Origin of the sequence: Paenibacillus lentus, from assembly GCF_042714055.1 — a bacterium.
GTDB lineage: Bacteria > Bacillota > Bacilli > Paenibacillales > Paenibacillaceae > Fontibacillus > Fontibacillus lentus_A.
In genome coordinates, this window is the sequence record NZ_JBHGVC010000011.1 from 35290 (window position 1) to 52963 (window position 17674).

General features: G+C 49.0%; 18 protein-coding genes. 2 read left to right on the forward strand and 16 right to left on the reverse strand.

Going from position 1 to position 17674, the window contains the following annotated elements; genetic code table 11:
• Positions 1–12: 12 nt before the first annotated feature.
• The 4 genes from ACE3MQ_RS21040 to ACE3MQ_RS21055 form a co-directional block, all read right to left on the reverse strand.
• On the reverse strand, positions 13–627 hold the full coding sequence (locus tag ACE3MQ_RS21040) for a DUF47 domain-containing protein (RefSeq protein ID WP_379396351.1): 615 nt from the start codon (positions 625–627) through the stop codon (positions 13–15).
• 192 nt (positions 628–819) lie between these two features.
• On the reverse strand, positions 820–1902 hold the full coding sequence (locus tag ACE3MQ_RS21045) for a DUF3048 domain-containing protein (protein ID WP_463140373.1): 1083 nt from the start codon (positions 1900–1902) through the stop codon (positions 820–822).
• Positions 1903–2104: 202 nt separating this feature from the next.
• Positions 2105–2935, reverse strand: coding sequence for an alpha/beta hydrolase (locus ACE3MQ_RS21050; protein WP_379396353.1), 831 nt, complete (start codon positions 2933–2935; stop codon positions 2105–2107).
• A 111-nt stretch (positions 2936–3046) separates the two neighbouring features.
• On the reverse strand, positions 3047–3265 hold the full coding sequence (locus ACE3MQ_RS21055) for a hypothetical protein (RefSeq protein WP_379396355.1): 219 nt from the start codon (positions 3263–3265) through the stop codon (positions 3047–3049).
• Positions 3266–3509: 244 nt separating this feature from the next.
• On the opposite strand from ACE3MQ_RS21055, the gene ACE3MQ_RS21060 reads away from it, so the two are divergent.
• Together ACE3MQ_RS21060 and ACE3MQ_RS21065 are read left to right on the forward strand one after the other, a co-directional pair.
• A complete protein-coding gene (locus ACE3MQ_RS21060) occupies positions 3510–4217 on the forward strand; it encodes a DUF1129 family protein (RefSeq protein ID WP_379396357.1) in 708 nt (235 codons plus the stop codon).
• A gap of 168 nt (positions 4218–4385) precedes the next feature.
• Entirely contained in the window at positions 4386–5102 is a 717-nt protein-coding gene (locus ACE3MQ_RS21065) for a hypothetical protein (protein ID WP_379396359.1), read from the forward strand.
• An 82-nt stretch (positions 5103–5184) separates the two neighbouring features.
• Here ACE3MQ_RS21065 and ACE3MQ_RS21070 read toward each other — a convergent pair whose 3' ends face one another.
• The 12 genes from ACE3MQ_RS21070 to ACE3MQ_RS21125 all read right to left on the reverse strand — a co-directional run bounded on the left by ACE3MQ_RS21070 (position 5185) and on the right by ACE3MQ_RS21125 (position 17529).
• A complete protein-coding gene (locus ACE3MQ_RS21070; RefSeq protein WP_379396361.1) occupies positions 5185–5943 on the reverse strand; it encodes a hypothetical protein in 759 nt (252 codons plus the stop codon).
• On the reverse strand, positions 5943–6638 hold the full coding sequence (locus ACE3MQ_RS21075; RefSeq protein ID WP_379396363.1) for an ABC transporter ATP-binding protein: 696 nt from the start codon (positions 6636–6638) through the stop codon (positions 5943–5945). The genes ACE3MQ_RS21070 and ACE3MQ_RS21075 overlap by 1 nt, the downstream gene beginning before the upstream one ends.
• Positions 6639–6682: 44 nt before the next feature.
• Positions 6683–7075 carry a GntR family transcriptional regulator gene (locus ACE3MQ_RS21080; RefSeq protein ID WP_379396365.1) on the reverse strand — a complete coding sequence of 131 codons (393 nt, stop codon included), beginning with the start codon at positions 7073–7075 and terminating at the stop codon, positions 6683–6685.
• Between the two features lie 48 nt (positions 7076–7123).
• A complete protein-coding gene (locus ACE3MQ_RS21085) occupies positions 7124–7882 on the reverse strand; it encodes an ABC transporter permease (RefSeq protein ID WP_379396367.1) in 759 nt (252 codons plus the stop codon).
• Positions 7875–8825: an ABC transporter ATP-binding protein gene (locus tag ACE3MQ_RS21090; protein WP_379396369.1), complete on the reverse strand. Its 951-nt coding sequence runs from the start codon at positions 8823–8825 to the stop codon at positions 7875–7877. The genes ACE3MQ_RS21085 and ACE3MQ_RS21090 overlap by 8 nt, the downstream gene beginning before the upstream one ends.
• 130 nt (positions 8826–8955) lie before the next feature.
• Positions 8956–9780: a response regulator transcription factor gene (locus ACE3MQ_RS21095; RefSeq protein WP_379396371.1), complete on the reverse strand. Its 825-nt coding sequence runs from the start codon at positions 9778–9780 to the stop codon at positions 8956–8958.
• Complete coding sequence (locus tag ACE3MQ_RS21100; RefSeq protein WP_379396373.1) at positions 9749–11527, reverse strand: cache domain-containing sensor histidine kinase; 1779 nt, start codon at positions 11525–11527, stop codon at positions 9749–9751. Before ACE3MQ_RS21100 ends, ACE3MQ_RS21095 begins: the two co-directional genes overlap by 32 nt.
• A gap of 55 nt (positions 11528–11582) precedes the next feature.
• Positions 11583–12632, reverse strand: coding sequence for an NAD(P)-dependent alcohol dehydrogenase (locus tag ACE3MQ_RS21105; protein WP_379396375.1), 1050 nt, complete (start codon positions 12630–12632; stop codon positions 11583–11585).
• 79 nt (positions 12633–12711) lie between these two features.
• Entirely contained in the window at positions 12712–14319 is a 1608-nt protein-coding gene (locus ACE3MQ_RS21110; protein ID WP_379396377.1) for a glycoside hydrolase family 43 protein, read from the reverse strand.
• Positions 14320–14363: 44 nt separating this feature from the next.
• Positions 14364–15617, reverse strand: coding sequence for an ABC transporter substrate-binding protein (locus ACE3MQ_RS21115; protein ID WP_379396380.1), 1254 nt, complete (start codon positions 15615–15617; stop codon positions 14364–14366).
• Between the two features lie 55 nt (positions 15618–15672).
• Positions 15673–16569, reverse strand: coding sequence for a carbohydrate ABC transporter permease (locus ACE3MQ_RS21120; RefSeq protein ID WP_379396382.1), 897 nt, complete (start codon positions 16567–16569; stop codon positions 15673–15675).
• A 72-nt stretch (positions 16570–16641) separates the two neighbouring features.
• A complete protein-coding gene (locus tag ACE3MQ_RS21125; RefSeq protein ID WP_379396384.1) occupies positions 16642–17529 on the reverse strand; it encodes a carbohydrate ABC transporter permease in 888 nt (295 codons plus the stop codon).
• Positions 17530–17674: the final 145 nt, after the last annotated feature.

The window sequence follows — 17674 nt, forward strand, 5'->3', positions numbered from 1 at the left end:
GCGAAGTTATGATTATGAATTGCGCATGATAATGGATTCCAGCATATTGGCAACGTGCTCGCACGCATCTGTCGTCGTTTCGAGACGTTCATAAATTTCCTTCTTCTTAATTAGAACGATTGGATCGGTTACTTTCGCGAACAGCTCTTTAATGCAAATACGCAGCAGCTCGTCCCCTTGATTCTCCAAATCGTTCAGGCGAATGGTGTGCTCCCGAATCGCAAGCAGCTTCTTCTGGGACAGCAAATGAACCGCTTTTTGAATTTCATAAGCAGAAGTACGTAAAATTTCAGCGAACTGAACAATATGCTCGTCCGGCTCACTCAAATGATACATAAAGAAACGTGAGGTCGTCGCCTCCAGACCATCCATTACGTCATCGAGCGTTGTCGTCAGGTTCATGATGTCATCACGTTCAATCGGTGTAATAAACGTCTTGTTCAGCTCGACAATAATGGTGTGCGTGAAACCGTCACATTTCGACTCAAATTCCTTCATTTGCTTAGCGAATTGCTCTACATCCTTAAATTCCGATACCTGCTGGGCGAAATAATCCGCCGAATGCACGATCGTATCCGCCATATTCTCTAATGTTTGGAAAAAGATATCCTTCTTTTTCGCTCGCATCTCTTATCCCCTTTTCTCTAAGTGTGTTTCTGATACACTCGGATGACATAACCCTGAATATCTTAACACAATTAGCGACAACATGAACACTTTTGTTACAAACATTTCACGTGTTCTCTCTATAATTACCCTTTGCTCGCCATTCTTATCCCTTATATTGCATATAGATGAAATACTTCCCTATTATTCGACCTATTCAACTGTAAAACGACTGTCAAAGCCAGGTTCATTTGGCACAACGTTAACATATGTAATCCCAGGGTAAAACGGTATCTCTACATTGTCCTTGACAAAGCGAATGATGTCACCGGACTTGCGTATCCATTGGCCGCGAATCATTTGGCCTCTTTGAAAAACAACTGCTTCTCCGCCCATTTCCAGATTTACGCTCAAACGGCCGATTTCATCCAGAACCTTATGATCCGCCCCCATAATTACAACATTTGCGGCCGTTAATTGGCTGCCTGTGTCGAGATCATTATGCGGTGCATCGTTAATGGAACGCTTATACAATTTCGCTTCAGAATCATATTCATACGTTACCCGATAATTGTTCAATTGAAATTTGACCTCTACCTGTTGAACAGGAGTTCCTTCGCCCGGATCTTCCTCATCCCGGAACGGATATGTGGGAACGTCCTCATCCTCGGTTGCAAATTTTCGCTTGGCCGCCCCTTCCAGCAGCTTCTCTATGTTGGTGTACAAATTATGCGGCGCCTTCCGAGATTTATCCCGCCAAAAATACGCTCCGGCATTCGTAATCTCGTCCAAATCCTCCTTGCGCTGCTGCTGCAGAATAGCAAATGCGTCGTTGCTTGCTCCCGCATGGACAAGCACGCCGTGATGGCTCTCCCCAAGATCTATCATATAAGGGCGAATACTGCGGACAGGCCCGATTCGGGTCGTCTCATCCCCGCTTTGATAAATTGCGATAAGCCGTGTTACTCCGCCTTCCGCGAGTACCTCATATACCATATCCGCTTGACCCAGCCCGGATTGCGGTCTCGCTGCCGGAGCATTATTAATCATGACCGCAAGCGGTCTCCGGGTAACGGGTTCTTCCGTGGGCAAGCCGGTAAGCGGTGCCTTGTAAGCGAGCGGCGGCTCTTCCACAATCGGTTCCTCCGCAATTTGCACGGGCACATCCTGAATCTCGTTATCGTTTCCAGGCATAGCGGCTTTCCCTTGGCCGCATGCAGGGATAATAAATAAACTAGACAGCAATAAGAACAGCAGCATGCATTTAGATCGGTTTGATCCATTTAAACATTTCAAATTACTTTCCTCCGAGACCATGTTTTTCCTCATATTATAGCTGTTTGTCCTATCGGCGAAAAGACATGATTCAGGGATACATAAGAAAAACGTCTATAAAAGGGGGCATCTCCGCTGAAAACTTTTTAATTCAATCCTATTCAAAAAGCGCAGCTGCCTATAAACGCGGCACTGCGCTATAAATTCCCACGATATGATGCTCCTATATCATCCAATGCTGCCAATCACTCTGGACAGCCTCCAGGGCGCCCAGCCATTCCCTCGTCTTCAGCAGCAATTGATCACGGTGCTCGCTTGACGAATAGGTGTGATCGCCTTGAAAAATAATTTCCTTGTCACAGCGGCCTTCCGGACGCATCCAGAACACCTTCTGAAACAGAAACGCATAATCCACCGGAATCGCGTCATCCGATGTTCCATGAATGACAAGCACATCCCCGGTGAACTTGATCGCCTCCTGGAACGGCTGATAGTTGCCGAGCGAATCGAAGAATTCTGGGCTGAAGCCGTAGCCAAGATAATCGGCTATGCCCTTGTCCTTCGCCTCATCATAGACGTGCCGTCCGGTAATCTTAACGATGTCGTTAAAGGGATAGCCGACAGCAGACCACAGGATGAGCTTCTTTACGCGGCGGTCACGAACGGCCGTGAGAAGAGCAACCGCCCCACCCAGACTGTGCCCGATAAGGATTACCTGCGTTGGATCGATATCCCCGCAGCTCAGTCCGTAATCGAGGACGGCACGCGTCTGAGCGATCATGGAATCGATGCCTTCCTGCCCGTATTCTCCACTGCTCTCTCCACAGCCGACATAATCAAACCGAACAACAAGGTTTCCTTCGCTGGCCAATTCCCGGGCTGCCTTGACGAACAATCGATCCACCCCGATCCGGCTGCCTACAAACCCGTGGCAAATGACGATCAGCGGAACACGATCTTTACAGCGTCCCTGTCTCTTCGCTGTCTCCACCGGATAATGAATACTGGCGGTTATTTTCTCTTCTCCATGCTGAATAACGATTTGTCGTTCCATCCGCGTCGGCCTCCCTATTCCTGTAATGTAATATATATTAATCCGATAAGTTTAATATGAATTATACTTATCTTAACATTAGAGGAGTGGGAGTGTCAATCGCTTCCTTAATTAATCGTAATACTGGCGAAAATAACGCTGCGTTAACTCCTGGCCTTCCTTAGAACCAGCCTCCTGATTGTTCCCAATAAGCCATGGAGAATCATGGATCAGCAGTTCTTGATCCGCGAATTCGACCTCGGCTTCAATCGCAGTAACCTCTTCAAGACTTCCCCTCGAGTGGCTGTTAAGCAAATACTTCCGAGTTAGCTCTGAATTGAACTGTCCCATGGCTGTGCACCTCGCTCGCTTGAATTGGGAGAATAAAGCTTGTTTCTCCCTGGATATTATTGTTGGAGGGAGGCCGTATTTTTATTCTGATCCACTCTCGTGATTCTCCAGACTCACTCTTTCGCACTTCCGAGGACCCTTGCGAGCGACATCAAAAATGAAGTATACTACTGGAGAAAATCGGCAATTCGCACACATAATTGGGAGATTGATTATTAGCCAATCCGCCTGGAAGGAGAGATTCATGTACATTCATGAGATGATCAGAGAAACGAATCAATTAAGAGGGCAGATGTCCCCGGCTAATGAGGCTTATTTCGGAGAAATGGTGATGTACTTTCGTTCTGGCTCCAGTTCGTTGACCGAAGCCAAGGGTGAAGAGGTTCTGCTTGATCTGGCCCGTCGTATTATTAAAAACCAGGAGAAGAATATTTCGGCTTCCGAAATTTTTGGTGACGATCCAAGAGCTTACTGCGAGCAGCTTGCAGATGATGTATTGATGAGAAAACCTCGCAGCCTGAAGGATAAAATCAAATACTATACGATGATTCCCTGGGTCGCATTGACTTGGGTATTCTTTATTTACATGCTCACAGGATTTTTCAGCAAATGGTTTGGCGGCGAGCTTGAATACACCCAAATCAGCACGGCTTCCCTGCTTCTCATCGCTATTCTCTCGATTGTTCTTATCGAAGGGGTGACCCGATTTCTCGGCCCGGGAACTAAACGGAGATCGGAGCAGGAGCAAGAACATTCGCAGCACCATTCTGCCAAGCTCAACCCGAAGACACTCGGAGTTTATATCGGAATTACCGTAGCCATAGCCGTGGTCGGCCTTGTGCTGACTTGGCTTCTGCCCGCTTTCACCGTATCACCATGGGACAGCCTTATCATTTTTATTATTGGCATCATTGGCCAAAAGCTTATTTTCGGCCGAAAAAGCAAGACTTGATACTTCTAGCGTAATAACAGTATACAAAAAGGCTAAGCAGTCTATCCTGCTTGGCCTTTTAAAGTTGTAAAGCCATATGAAATGACAAAAGATTACCATTTAGATACATTTGCCATTTCCGCATCATGTATACTACACAGTGAGTTTTAATAGAAGGAGTTGCTTATTTTGTTAAAAAAATATATTAAAATATGCATATTACCCATAGCTTTAACATTGGCGCTTGCAGCCTGCAGCAGCCCCGACGGGAATATCAACAAGCACAGCGCATCTTCCTCGTCTGCAGCGCAGGATCCGAACCTTATACATTTAGTCAAAGTTGAGGATATCATCATTTCTGCGCCCAAAAACACCAATTCGGATGTTTTCGGGAGTCTTACCGTTCAAGCCGGCAAGCTCAGCAAAACGTTTCCTTGGATGAATGTGACTAACCCGACGTATTATCCCATCGTTCACATCGCTGATATTGATGATGACGATAAGAATGAAGTGATTATTATTTTAACAAATGGCTATGGAACAGGGACAAACGAACAAGAGATCCATGTATTAAACAAAGAAGATCTATCGGAGCTTACACTAGAAGATCCCCTGCAGGCGATCAAGGAGCAGGTAACCTCTCAAATCATACATGACCAGGATCAAGTTAATGTCGTGGTGAAGACTACCGCAGGGAAGGTGGAGAGAACCTACAACGAATCGGATGCGGTTCTCTGGAATGAGGAAGTATCGTTCGGATCGATCATCAGATACAGCGTCACTGACAACATCATTACTGTCACCATCCCAGGGAGCGTCTCCCCTGCTGCGTTTGCCGTAGATGCCAATCTGGAGTATGGCACTGACCTTAAAGTAAAAGCAATCAGCTTAGAGCCCATTCTATAAGCTTGAAGGATCAGGAGATACGAGTGGCTCGGCTTACCTAACTAAAGAACCTCGCGCAGCGGGCAGCAGCGCGAGGTTCTTTCTATATTTCGACTTTCTTGCTCATCAAATAGTTGATCACCAGCAGCATCAAGACTATCACCGCACCCTCAAAGAGCAGCGGTCCTATGGACAACAACGGCACGGTAGACATGACCTCGGCATTAACGGCCTCATTGGAATAATCTATGCTGCCTATCCGAAACAGCATCGTATCATATCCTCCGAACAGCAAATGCTCCACCCAGCTCAATACATTTTGAATCACGATGAACGCCAGAATTCCGACCCAGGTACCTGCTTTGCCCCGTAGACTAACACTGGCTCCGATCGTCATCGATAGAAGAATGCTCATCATCAGGAAGGTGAGCGACCAGCCTATTATAAATATAATTTTGAACCCGTCCAGCATGTCAGCAACCGCCAACTCATGTGGCCACCATGAACCCGGATAGACAAACTGACTATAAATCCAATAGTGAATAAAGACTATAGCCCCTAACACTGCGGAAAACAACCAAAAAAGGACTATGCTGGATACTGCAGTCCACAGCGGACGAATCGGCAGCAATCTGCGGCTGTACGCTTTCATGTTATTCTCGTACGTCTTGGAGGCAAGAATGATCAGGATAATTCCGGTCATCGCATACAACATGAAGGACAGCACAAATATGACCGATTGCTCCCAATTCCTAGTATTCCCTACGACCCCGATCACGATTTGGAGAAAAACCAGTACAGCAAGAAGTCCCAGCGATAGATTAGCATTACGCTTCCAATCGTACTTAAGCAGCCTCAACATTACGCATACACCTCTTTAAACATGTCATCCACACTTTTACCGTACTTCATTCGGAGCTCCTCTACCTCTTCCTGCATCACGATTTCACCATCGCGGATAAAAATGACTTCATCAAAAATTCGTTCGATATCCCGGACGAGATGGGTAGAGATGAGCAGACTGCTATCCTCGTTATAGAACTCTACAATCGCATCCAGAATTTTATCGCGGGCAACCGGGTCAACTCCGCCAATCGGCTCATCCAGCAAATACAGATTCGCGTTTCTGGATAACGTTAGAGTCAGATGCAGCCGCTCGTTCATTCCTTTAGATAGGGAGGTAATCCGTTCCTTTTCATTTAAATTCATAAAATCGAGCATCTTGCGCGCCTTCTCCTCATCAAAATCCGGATAGAAATCCCGATAGAAATGAACCGCATCACGAACCTTCATCCACGATTCCGTTAACGGCTGATCCGGCATGAACGATACGTCCGCTTTCGTCTTCAGGCCCACAGAATTGCCCATAACCGCAGCCGTTCCGCGACTGGGCGGTATAAGTCCTGCAGCAATTTTCATAATCGTGCTCTTGCCGCTGCCGTTGGTTCCCAAAAGACCGACGATTTTACCGGCCCCGATGGAAAAAGAAACATCGCGCAAAGCTTTCTTGGAACCATAGGATTTGGATACACTTTCAAAGTCCAGTATATTTTCCACTATATTCGTTCCCCTTCTCCTAGCAATGATTCGACTAACGCTAATTAGTCGTTCGATTCGTCCAATTCGTTTGAGTCGTTATGAACCGCTTCAGCGACAATCGCGGCAATATCCTCGCTCGTAAATCCGAGTTCCTGCATGCCATGAATGAACCGTTCCAGCAAATCTCCCGCCATTTCCTTTTTGATCATCATAATTTTCGATTCCTCACTTGTCACGTATCTTCCTAACCCTCTTCTGGTCTCTACAATCGCTTCCCGCTCCAGTTCCTGGAACGTCCGCTGCACGGTGTTTGGATTAATTTGCAGCTCGGCAGCAAGCTCTCGAACAGATGGGATTTTGTCCCCAGCCTTCAGCTTACCGGTCACAATCTCTCTCTTGATATAATTCATAATCTGTAAATAAATCGGCAAATTATTATCAAATTCAATACTCACAATGCGTCGTACCCCTTTCCGCCCTATGCCCTCATGGGGTCATGCCCCTTAGGCGACATCCCGTTTCTTAAACGTAACAAAGCTAGCCCCGAGAAACAAGAACAGATAAACAGCTAATACGATGAGCGAAAAAGTCAGGGTCATCCCTTGGAACGGCGGGCTCCCATTCGCATATACCGACAAATCCGTGTTCGTAAACAGCAAATACTTCACAATTGGATATTTGGACAGCAGGGCAACGATCAGCCCTTCCAGCATAAGCAGCGTCATTCCGATGCCAATCGTCGCTCCGCTGGAGCGGGTTAGTGTCCCGATCATAAACGTGACGGTCACATAGACCGTCAAATATACCCCATGATACAGCGTAGCGGCGAGCAAATGGCTTAGCTCCGCAATACCCGAAAAGCCGAACATCACTGCTCCCGTAGCCAATCCTATTAATAAAGAATACAGCGTAAGCAAGAACGAATATAACAAGACGATCGCATACTTGGAAGCCAGAATTTTGCTGCGGCTGACCGAGCGAATTAACAGCAGCTTGATCGTTCCACCGCTAAATTCCTTAGAGACGATACCCGCCGTACAGATGATGCTAAGGATGACCAGGAATTGCCCAAGCCCGTTTTGCGCCACAACCACCTCCGCAAACTGAGGAGCCGTCAGGACATTTTGCAGTCCGCCCATGAACTGAGTCAGATATGCAAATAACAAGATGAACGCCGTAATGATCGCATAGGGTACAAAAAAGCTGCGCTTCTTGAACATTTTCAACCATTCATTCAAAACCAGGTTACCAAAACTACGCAATGCAATTCCCTCCCGTCCATTTGAGAAATTCATCTTCCAACGATTCTCGGCTTTCCTCCATGCGATACAAGCCGATCCGCTCTTCACCCAGCGCCTGTACTATACGAGGAATATGGCGATCGCGCACGACAACCGTGATTTCCCTCTGCTCCGGAGCAAAGCCGGCAATGGTAACCTCCTCCATTCGCTGAAGCCTTTCTTTGGCCCGCCCGGCATCATCGATCCGCAGCTTTAACTTCACGTACTCCATTTCATTTTGCGGCATATCCAAGTCTCGCACCGTTACGAGCTCGCCTTGCTGGATCACGACGACCCGGCTGCACATCAGCTCCATCTCCGACAGCAAATGGCTGGATACAAGAATCGCGATCCCTTCCTCACGGGCAATCTGCTTCAAATAATCCCGCATCTCCCGAATGCCTGCCGGATCAAGTCCGTTGGTCGGTTCATCCAATATGAGAATGGAAGGGCGATGCAGCAGTGCCTGCGCTATACCCAGCCGCTGACGCATGCCGAGGGAATACGCCTTTACCTTCTTATGCAGCGCCTGCTCGAGTCCTACCAGCTTTACAACCTCAAGAATTCGCTCCTCCGTAACCCCCTCTGCCATGCGTTGATACTGCTTCAAATTATCATAACCGCTCATATATCCATAAAACTCCGGGTTCTCAATAATGCCGCCGATGTGGGCGACTGCTTCCGTAAAATTCCGGCGCACGCTCTTTCCCTTGACGAGAATGTCGCCTTCGCTCATAGAAATGAGCCCGACAATCATACGAATAGTTGTCGTCTTGCCAGCTCCATTGGGGCCCAGCAGCCCGACGATCTCCCCTTTTTGTATATCAAACGATAGTCGGTTAACGAGGAATTTGCTCCCAATCTTCTTGCTCACCTGATTCACCGAAAGCACGGTAGGATATGTCTCTATTTCGTGTACGTTCATCATCCCACTCCTTTGTACTAGTGTCATAGTTGAATAGTACACTAGTATCGAATTACTGTAAAGCCCTTTTTTTATTTTTCACAAAAAAACGCCGGAGAGCTTTCTCTCCAGCGCCAGGCTAAGAACAGGCTTACTTCATTTTCACTTGATCGCGATATTGCTTGGGGGTCATGCTTTCAAATTTTTTGAACATGCGGATAAAATAGCTCGTCGTTTGCAGGCCGATTTGCTCCGAAATCGCATCCAGGCTCAGGTTGGAGCCCTTTAGCAGCTCCTTCGCCTTCTTCATGCGAAGCTGGGTGACGTAGTCGATAAAGGTCAGTCCCGCCTCCTCCTTGAAAAGCACGCTGAAATAGCTCGGATTGAGATGAACCTGCTGGGCCACTTCCTTGATCGTCAGCACGTCGGATATATGCTCTTCGATATATTGAACCGCTTTGATCACATATTCGTTGCTCGTATGCAGACTAAGCGAGTCTCTTTCATCGCCGCTTGATCCTTCGATCTCCTGCAGTGCGCCATGCTCAAGCTGGCCGGCATGCTGCTTCATGAGCCGCTCTCTACGCTCTTTCGCCAGCCGTGCTATGCTCAGGCCTTTCTCGGCGGTCTGAATGAGCTCGGATTGCTGCACCGGCTTCAGGAGATAATCGACGGCTCCGAGCCGCAAACCCTGCTGTGCGTATTCGAATTCCGCGAACCCGGTGAGCAGAATGGCGGCAACCTCATTTTTTTCCTCCCGCAGCGTTTCCAGCAGCTTGATGCCTGTCATCAGGGGCATGCGGATATCCGTAATCAGCAGGTCGTATTCCCGCTCATGCAGCATATTCAGTGCCTGCAGCCCGTTTTCCGCCACAACGATTTCCACCTTGTCGCCTCCCCATTGCTGCAGCGTATAAGATACGCCCATTCTTGTGTTATATTCGTCATCGACGACTAATATCGCCGGTATGCTCATCCAAATCCACCTCCTCCTGAACGGCCGGAATCCGGACCTCAACGACAGTCCCTTTATTTGGACGGCTGTCGATTTGAATGCCATAATCAGCGCCGTAGTGGAACTGAATCAGCTTGCTGACGTTGAACATGCCAATCCCTTTCCCGCTGGACATAAATTCTACATTCATATCGTTTTGCAGCCGTTCCCTGACTTCCGCCAGCCTGCCCGCACTCATGCCGACGCCGTTGTCGGCGATTATAAACGAGGCGACTCCGTCCTGCTCCCGAATCGTCAGCTCAATGATTCCTCCGCTTTCCAGCGGTTCAATGCCGTGGACGATCGCATTCTCAATCAGCGGCTGAATCGTCAGCTTTGGAATTTTTAGCTTGTGCACCGCCGGATGGTCATGGATCTTCACCTGCAGCCGCTCATGCCAGCGTATTTTCATAATATAGACATAACGCTTTACCTGCTCCAGTTCCTCCGCCACCGTCACGAAGCCATCTTCCCCGTTCGATTGAATACTGTAGCGGAACAAATCGGCAAGCCGAATAACCATTTGTGCGAGCTCATCCTCTCCCTTGCGGATGTGCGCCCAATACAACGAATCAAGCGTATTAAATAAGAAGTGCGGATGGATTTGGGAATGCAGCGCTTTAATTTCGCTCTTGCTTTTGATCAGCTCTTTTTCATAGACCGATTTGATCAAATAATTGATCTCCCGTACCATCTGGTTATATTTCACGTTCAAGAGATTAACCTCGCGGTTAAAATATAAATCGGGATTTTCCTGGGGATTCCCGCCCTTCCCTTTTTGCATGACTCTGGTCAGCCTTTTGATCGGAGACGTAATCAACAAGGACAGGTAATACGATAGAACCGCAAATACGATGATGCTAAGAATGCTAGCCCAGATCAGCACATCCTGCAGAAAATGAATGTTCTCCGTCAAAGCCGTCTTCTGAATCATAATCTCCAGCTGCCAATCAGTCGCCTTGATCTGGCGCTGTACAGTGACATACTCCTCCTTGTTGATCTCGTCTTCGTCAGATGAATGGAGCGATGCCGGAGCGCTAATCGTTCGTGTCAGCGAAATCTCGTTGCCGTCCGCATCAAGCAGCCGCATGATGCTGCCTTTCGCTTTGGCGACATCCTTGCTGATAAACTCGATGAGAGACGGCTTAATGCGAATGACCAAATATCCGCCGTTCCGATAATCCAGCTTCTCCAGCTTGATCCGGCGAATCGCCAGCAAATCCTCGGGATTCTGTGGATCATGGCCAATCCAGTTGATCGCCCCGACCTGATTTACATCGTTCGCTTCCTGAATATAACGTTCTCCAACCCGCCCGGAAATATTTTGCTCGACAATCGGGTAAAGGCTGTTCTCCTCAGAGAACAGCTCAATTTCCCGGATCGTCTCCGAATATGCCGTTTTATCGATCAGAATTTTTCGCAGCTGCATTTTCTCATCGTAAGTCGTTGCTTCCCCCTGCAATTCATCGGCAAGCTGCTCCTGAATCCGTTCATCCATCGCCAACTGCAAAGTAAGGACATTAATCTCGCTGAGCAGGGATTCCAATCGCCCGCTGACCTGCTCCGCAATTTCGTCGATATAGAGAGCCGCGTTCTCCTTCTGCACCTTGGACAACAAATAATAGAGGCTGCTGACCGTTAAAGACAACACGATAATCATCATGACAATGAAGCCCACAAAAATTTGCCCTCTCGTCTTGTCCAAGCCTAATTTGCTCAGCAGCCTCATCTTTATTGCCTCCTGACTGTTCTAAGGGGTATGGCGCATCGGGCGGCGTGCCCGATTACAGCTTCGGATAAATCATAACCTTGATGCTCGTTTCCTTCTCGGTACGAGCTACTTCGATCGCTTCCTGAATATCCTTGAGCGCATATTTATGCGTGATGACCTGCTCAATGTCGATGTCGGATCTACTCAACGCCTGGATCGCCGATGGATACGTGTTGGCGTAACGGAACAATCCGAATACGTCGATTTCGCCATCGATGATCGTATTGATATCGACCGGAATTTCCGAAGCCGCCGGCATGCCGACCAATACAACGCGTCCGCCACGGTTCACGGCGCCAAACGCATCGGCAATGGCGCGGCCGTTACCGGAGGATTCCACGACAATGGTAACACCCTTCCCGCCTGTCAGCTCGGCTAGCCGCTCTTTCAGTTTCTCCTTCGACGGATCAATAACGGCGGTAGCTCCCATTTTCATAGCAAGCTCCTGACGAAACGGAACCACGTCGGTCGCATAAATTTCCGTGACACCGTAAATTTTAGCCGCTTGGATCGCGAGCAATCCAATCGGGCCGAGTCCTGTTACGAGCATCCGGTCAGCCGGGCTTGCTTTACCGCGGATCATGGCATGCATGCCCACCGATAGCGGCTCTAGCAATGCTCCCTGCTCAAAGCTCATCTCATCCGGGAGCTGGAACAGGAAATCGCTGCGCACGGCCACATATTCCGCCCAGGCTCCATCGACCGGGGGAGTCGCCATAAATACAACGTCCGGGCAAAGATTATACCGGCCCGATTTGCAGTAATCGCAGCGTCCGCAAGCGACTCCCGGCTCCACGGCGACCCGGTCGCCTACCGACACATTGCTTACCTTCGCTCCCACCTGCACCACTTCTCCGGCCAGCTCGTGACCGAGAATGATCGGTTTCTCCACGACATAACGGCCGATCCGGCCATGCTCATAATAATGAACATCGGAGCCGCATACGCCAATGCAGTACACCTTTACCAGCGCCTCATCCTCTTTGATGCTAGGAATGGGTACCTGCTTGATTTCAATATCCATCGGTTTATTCAGTACGGCTGCATCCATTACGTTCGACATAGTCAGCTCTCCCTTTAACTTGAATTTCTGCCTATCCGGCTCAAGGTTTTTCTATTCTAACAACAAATCCTATCCCGATTTATTCATCCAGCTCGCGGTACGTAAAATAATCGAAATCGGCAGGGCATTGACGGCCGCTTAAATCCTGAGCGCATATGCCGATAAAAGCTCCGGTAAAGCCCTGATCAAGAGCGATGCCGTCCTTGACCAGCTCCGCATTCTCATCCGAGAGCTTGGTCGCGTCCATTTCCCCGCCGATCGGCAGCCATGTTTCTCCGTCCCGGGAATAGTAAAACTGCAGCGCCTCTCTGCGGATGACCGCCTTCATATAGCAGCGCTCCCAGCCTTCGATAGAAACCGGCTCCTCCAGAGGTTCATCATAAACGCTGCGGTCGCTCGACATGATGCCTAAGCATTTGCCCAGCTCTTCATCTCGGCTAATCCATAAATAGTAGTAATTCTTCGTATTATAGTAATAGATCAGGCCCGCCATCTGCTGGTAGGTCTCGGGCGCAAATTCAACGACCGTCTCGGCTTCAACGAGAAAAGATTGCTGCCGCCGCGCCACCAGACTTTGCCGGTGATGCGAGTACAGCGACTCCCGGCCTTTCAGCCGCAGATAGCCGGGACGCTCCTTGAGCGACGCCCAAGGCTCGGCGAGCGGCTCACGCAGCGTGCTGAAATGCCGGCTGATCTCCCCGCCGTCAAAATGCTCCGTTTCCGGCTCCGGCGCAAACGGATGCTCCGGCAAGCTCGGCCCCTTCACCTGCACCTGCGGCTCATGGTCGCCCGTCGTAAGGCGCAGCCAGCCGTCCTCCGTCCATTCCACCTTCTGAATGGCCGTCTCCCGGCCAAGCGTGCAGCACATCGACGGCCGCAGCGGACGGCCGCATAGATGCGCGACATACAGCTCTCCCTGCTGCGTCTCCACCAGGCTGCCGTGGCCTGCCCGCTGCAGCGCCGCTTCCGGGCGATCCGCCGAGGTCAGCAGGGGCCCGGCCGGATCGGCCTCGTAGGAGCCGAGCAGCGAGGTCGAGCGCGCCATCGTGATTGCATGCCCGTAACGGGTTCCGCCTTCCGCGGTCATCAGATGATAATAGCCGTTGGCTTTATAAATATGAGGCCCTTCCGTCAAACCTAGCGGTGTACCTCGGAAGATATTGTGGATCGGCCCAACGAGCCGCTGCTCCTCTTCCGAATACTGCTGAATGACGATGCCGCCGAAGTGATTTTTCCCTTTGCGATGATCCCAGACCATGTTCAGCACCCATTTCGTGCCGTCCTCTTCATGGTACATCGAGGGATCGAAGCCGCTGCTGTTCAGATAAATCGGCTCCGACCACGGGCCGCGGATATCCTGGGCAGTAACCAAATAATTATGCGTATCCTTGAACGGACCCATATGGCTTTTAACATCGGTATATATTAAATAATAAGTCCCTTCGTGATAGCTCAAGCAAGGCGCCCACACTCCGCCGGAGTCGGGATTCCCCATCATATCGAGCTGGCTTGTCCGGCTCAACGGATGGCCGATGAGCTGCCAGTTTTTCAAATCTCGGGAATGGTGTATCTGGACACCCGGGAACCATTCGAACGTTGAAGTCGCAATATAATAATCATCGCCGACCCGAATGATCGATGGATCGGGATTAAAGCCCCTCAATATCGGATTAATAATCTCGGACACCGCATATTCCTCCACTTCCACTTCTAGTTGTCTAATTCTTGTTTTTACTTGATCTTCGCCAACTCTTCCTTCACGTCATTGCTGCTCTGACCGACGATCGCACCCATTACATCAAGGAATTGGTCTGCCCGTCTGGCATCGAGCGTCTGATCATAGTACCCGAAGAAGCCTTCCAAATTGTCGCTGATCGACTTATCGTACTCATAAGCCAGCGGATGCATTTTAGAATCATCAAGTCCCGGATTTTTCATCGGGCTGATGTTAGCGCCTTCGTAAATTTCCTTTCTTTGCTCGGGGCTGGACAGGAAACGAATTGCGGTAAAGGCCGCGTCCTGATCCGCCTTAGACGAAACCGCCATGCCTACGCCGAAGCCGCCTTGATACACATTGACGCCTCCTTCCCCTCCGCTTACGGCAGGGAACGGAACAAAGCCTACCTTCTCGGCAAATTCATCGTTCAAAAAGGCTTCCATCGCCCATTCTCCCTGCAAATACATGGCCGCACGTTCGTTAACGAACAGCGATTCTGCGGCGGCATAATCGAGGCCGAGGAATCCGTTTACAAAACCTTTTCGATCAATAGCCAGCTCTCTCAGCATCTCTCCAGCCTGCACAAAGCTGTCCTGCGTGAAATCGGCTTCCCCGTTTTTCGCCTTCTCGAACGGTTCCGTTCCGCCGATCCGCTGAGCCAAATAGGAGAACCAGTGCAGCATCGGCCAGCGCTCTTTGCCGGCGATCGTAATCGGCGTAATCTGCTTCGCGTTCAGCTGATCTACCACACTTAAAAGTTCATCATAGGTTGTGGGCGGAGTCAAGCCGTTCTCAGCAAAGATTTCTTTATTATACCAGAGAGATACGCCGCTGAATAAGACGGGAATCGCATACATTTTATCCTCATAAGTGAACGTGTCCAGCCCGCCCGGAAGCACATTATCTCTAAATTCCGTATCCTGGTTCAATTTATCCGTAATATCGCCCAGCATATTTGTCGAGACCAGGGTATCGAACGTTTCCCCGCTCCAATACGTAATGATGTCCGGCAGCTGATTGCCCGCAATCGCTACCTTCATCTTCGTTTTCAAGGCTTCGTCCTCAAAAAATTCGGCGGTAAGCCGGATATCCGGATGCGTATCATTGAATTCCTTGATCGATCTCTCAATCGTTTCCCGGCTTCTCGTCTCCATGCTCCACATCGTCAATTCCTTGACGTCTGCCTGCTTTTTGCTCTCTCCTTGATTAGAGCATGCCGTTACGGTAAGCAATACGGCAATCATTACCAGTACTAATGCCTTCTTCATTGGTGTTCCCCCTCGTTTTGTCAGTTTTATTATAAACCCCAGCCTGTTCCTGCTCCTAGCCCTTTACAGAGCCAGCCACAACCCCTTTGTGAACGTACTTTTGCAGGAACATATACAGCATAATGATCGGGGCTGTAGTTATGACCAATGCCGCGCTAATTAGTGAATAGTCTGCGCTAAAGTTGCCTTTGAACATCATCAGTCCAATCGGCAGCGTTTTCAAAGATTCCTTGGAAATCATCACTAACGGAAACACGAAATCATTCATGATGTTGAAAAAAGAAACAATGGTTACCGTAGCCAGTACCGGCTTAGCTATCGGAAAATATACCCGGAAGAAGCTCTGGTAAATGCTGCAGCCGTCCACGGTCGCCGCCTCTTCGATCTCCTTCGGTACCTCCCTGAAGAATCCATAGGACAGAAACACCGCCACAGGCAGGTTAAAAGCGATGTATGGAAAAAATAGCGCCCAAAACGTATCGTATGTGCCAATCTTATTCGAAATCATAAATAAAGGGATCAGCGTACTGTGAACCGGAATCAGCATTCCTAGAAAGAACATCCCCAGCAGCAAGCCGGAGCCTTTAAACGGACGGGCCGCAAAATAAAATCCGATCAGTGTCGCTGCGATCAGCAGACCGGCAACAGAGAACATCGTAATATACATGCTGTTGAACAAATATCCGCCGATTCCTTCGTTCCAGGCTTTGGCGAAATTGTCGAACCGCCACTCCGTCGGCAATCCCCATGGATTGGCGAAGTATTCCTTGTTGCTTTTAAAGGAAGATATGACCATCCAAACGAACGGATATCCCGTAAACACCAGATGAGTCAGCAGGATGACGTACAGCAGGGATTTCACGGCAATCTTTTTGCCAAAGAATTTTCTTTCGCTGTTCATTCCGGTGGTCTTCGGCTGATGAGGATGTGCTGCCGCATGAGCTTTAAGCAAGATGATCCTCTCCTTTCCTTAGATTAATAAATTCAAAAGTTTCCATCAGGTCCGAATCATTCCAGCGTTTGTTTATTGAAATTTGGCGTTGCCTTTGTTCAGCAATTTGAAAATGATAAACGCCAGAAACAATCCGAAGAGCAGCAGGAATGTCGAAATAGCACTGCCATAGCCGTAATCCATGAGCTTGAATGCGTTTTTCATCATATAGCTGGCGATCACTTCGCTGGAATTGTTGGGACCGCCGCCAGTCATAATGTAGATCAAGTCAAAATATTTGAGCGAGTTAATGACGCAGTTCAGCACTGTAAAAGTAATTGTTCCCCAGATCAGAGGAATCTGGATGTTGAACACTATTCTCCATTCGCTGGCGCCCTCTACCCTGGCGGCCTCCAGCACTTCGTCAGATATATTTTGCAGCGCCGCGAAGTATACCACGACATAGAAGCCGATAAACTGCCAGGCAACTACTGCGATGACCGAGGCCAGCGCCGTCCCGGTTTCTCCGAGCCAGGCGTGCGTCCAGCTCTCCAGCCCAAGCTTTATTAGCAAATTGTTCAACAGGCCGAAGTTCGGATCATAAATTTGCCCCCACAAAATGCCCAATACCGCAGTCGAGAGCATCACCGGTGTAAAATAGATCGTTTTCATAAAATTGGAGCCTCTTAGCTTGTAACCCAGCAGAATGGCCAGAAACAGCCCGACCGGCAGCTGAATCAGCAATGCCCCCAACGTAAGGTACAGCGAATTTTTCAACGAAATCCATAGAACCGGATCCTGAAACAGCCGCGTATAATTGTCGGCCCCGGTAAAAATTTTCGCCGAAATCGCATCCCATTGAAACAAGCTGTAATACATGCTCATGCCAATAGGAACAATGATGATGGCGGCAAAAATCAACAGCGCTGGCCCCATGAAAAAAGCTCTGCTTGTCAGCCGCTTCATACCCGTCTCTCTCATTTCAGCTCTCCCCTTTCTCTTGATGACTCTCTTCGCCTATGGTGGATATACATTAACATTAATGACCGTCCCTAACCCTCGGCCCTCTGTATCCGCTTTCAACAATAATTGTACCAACTGTGATTTGTCTTGTTATGAAACGATG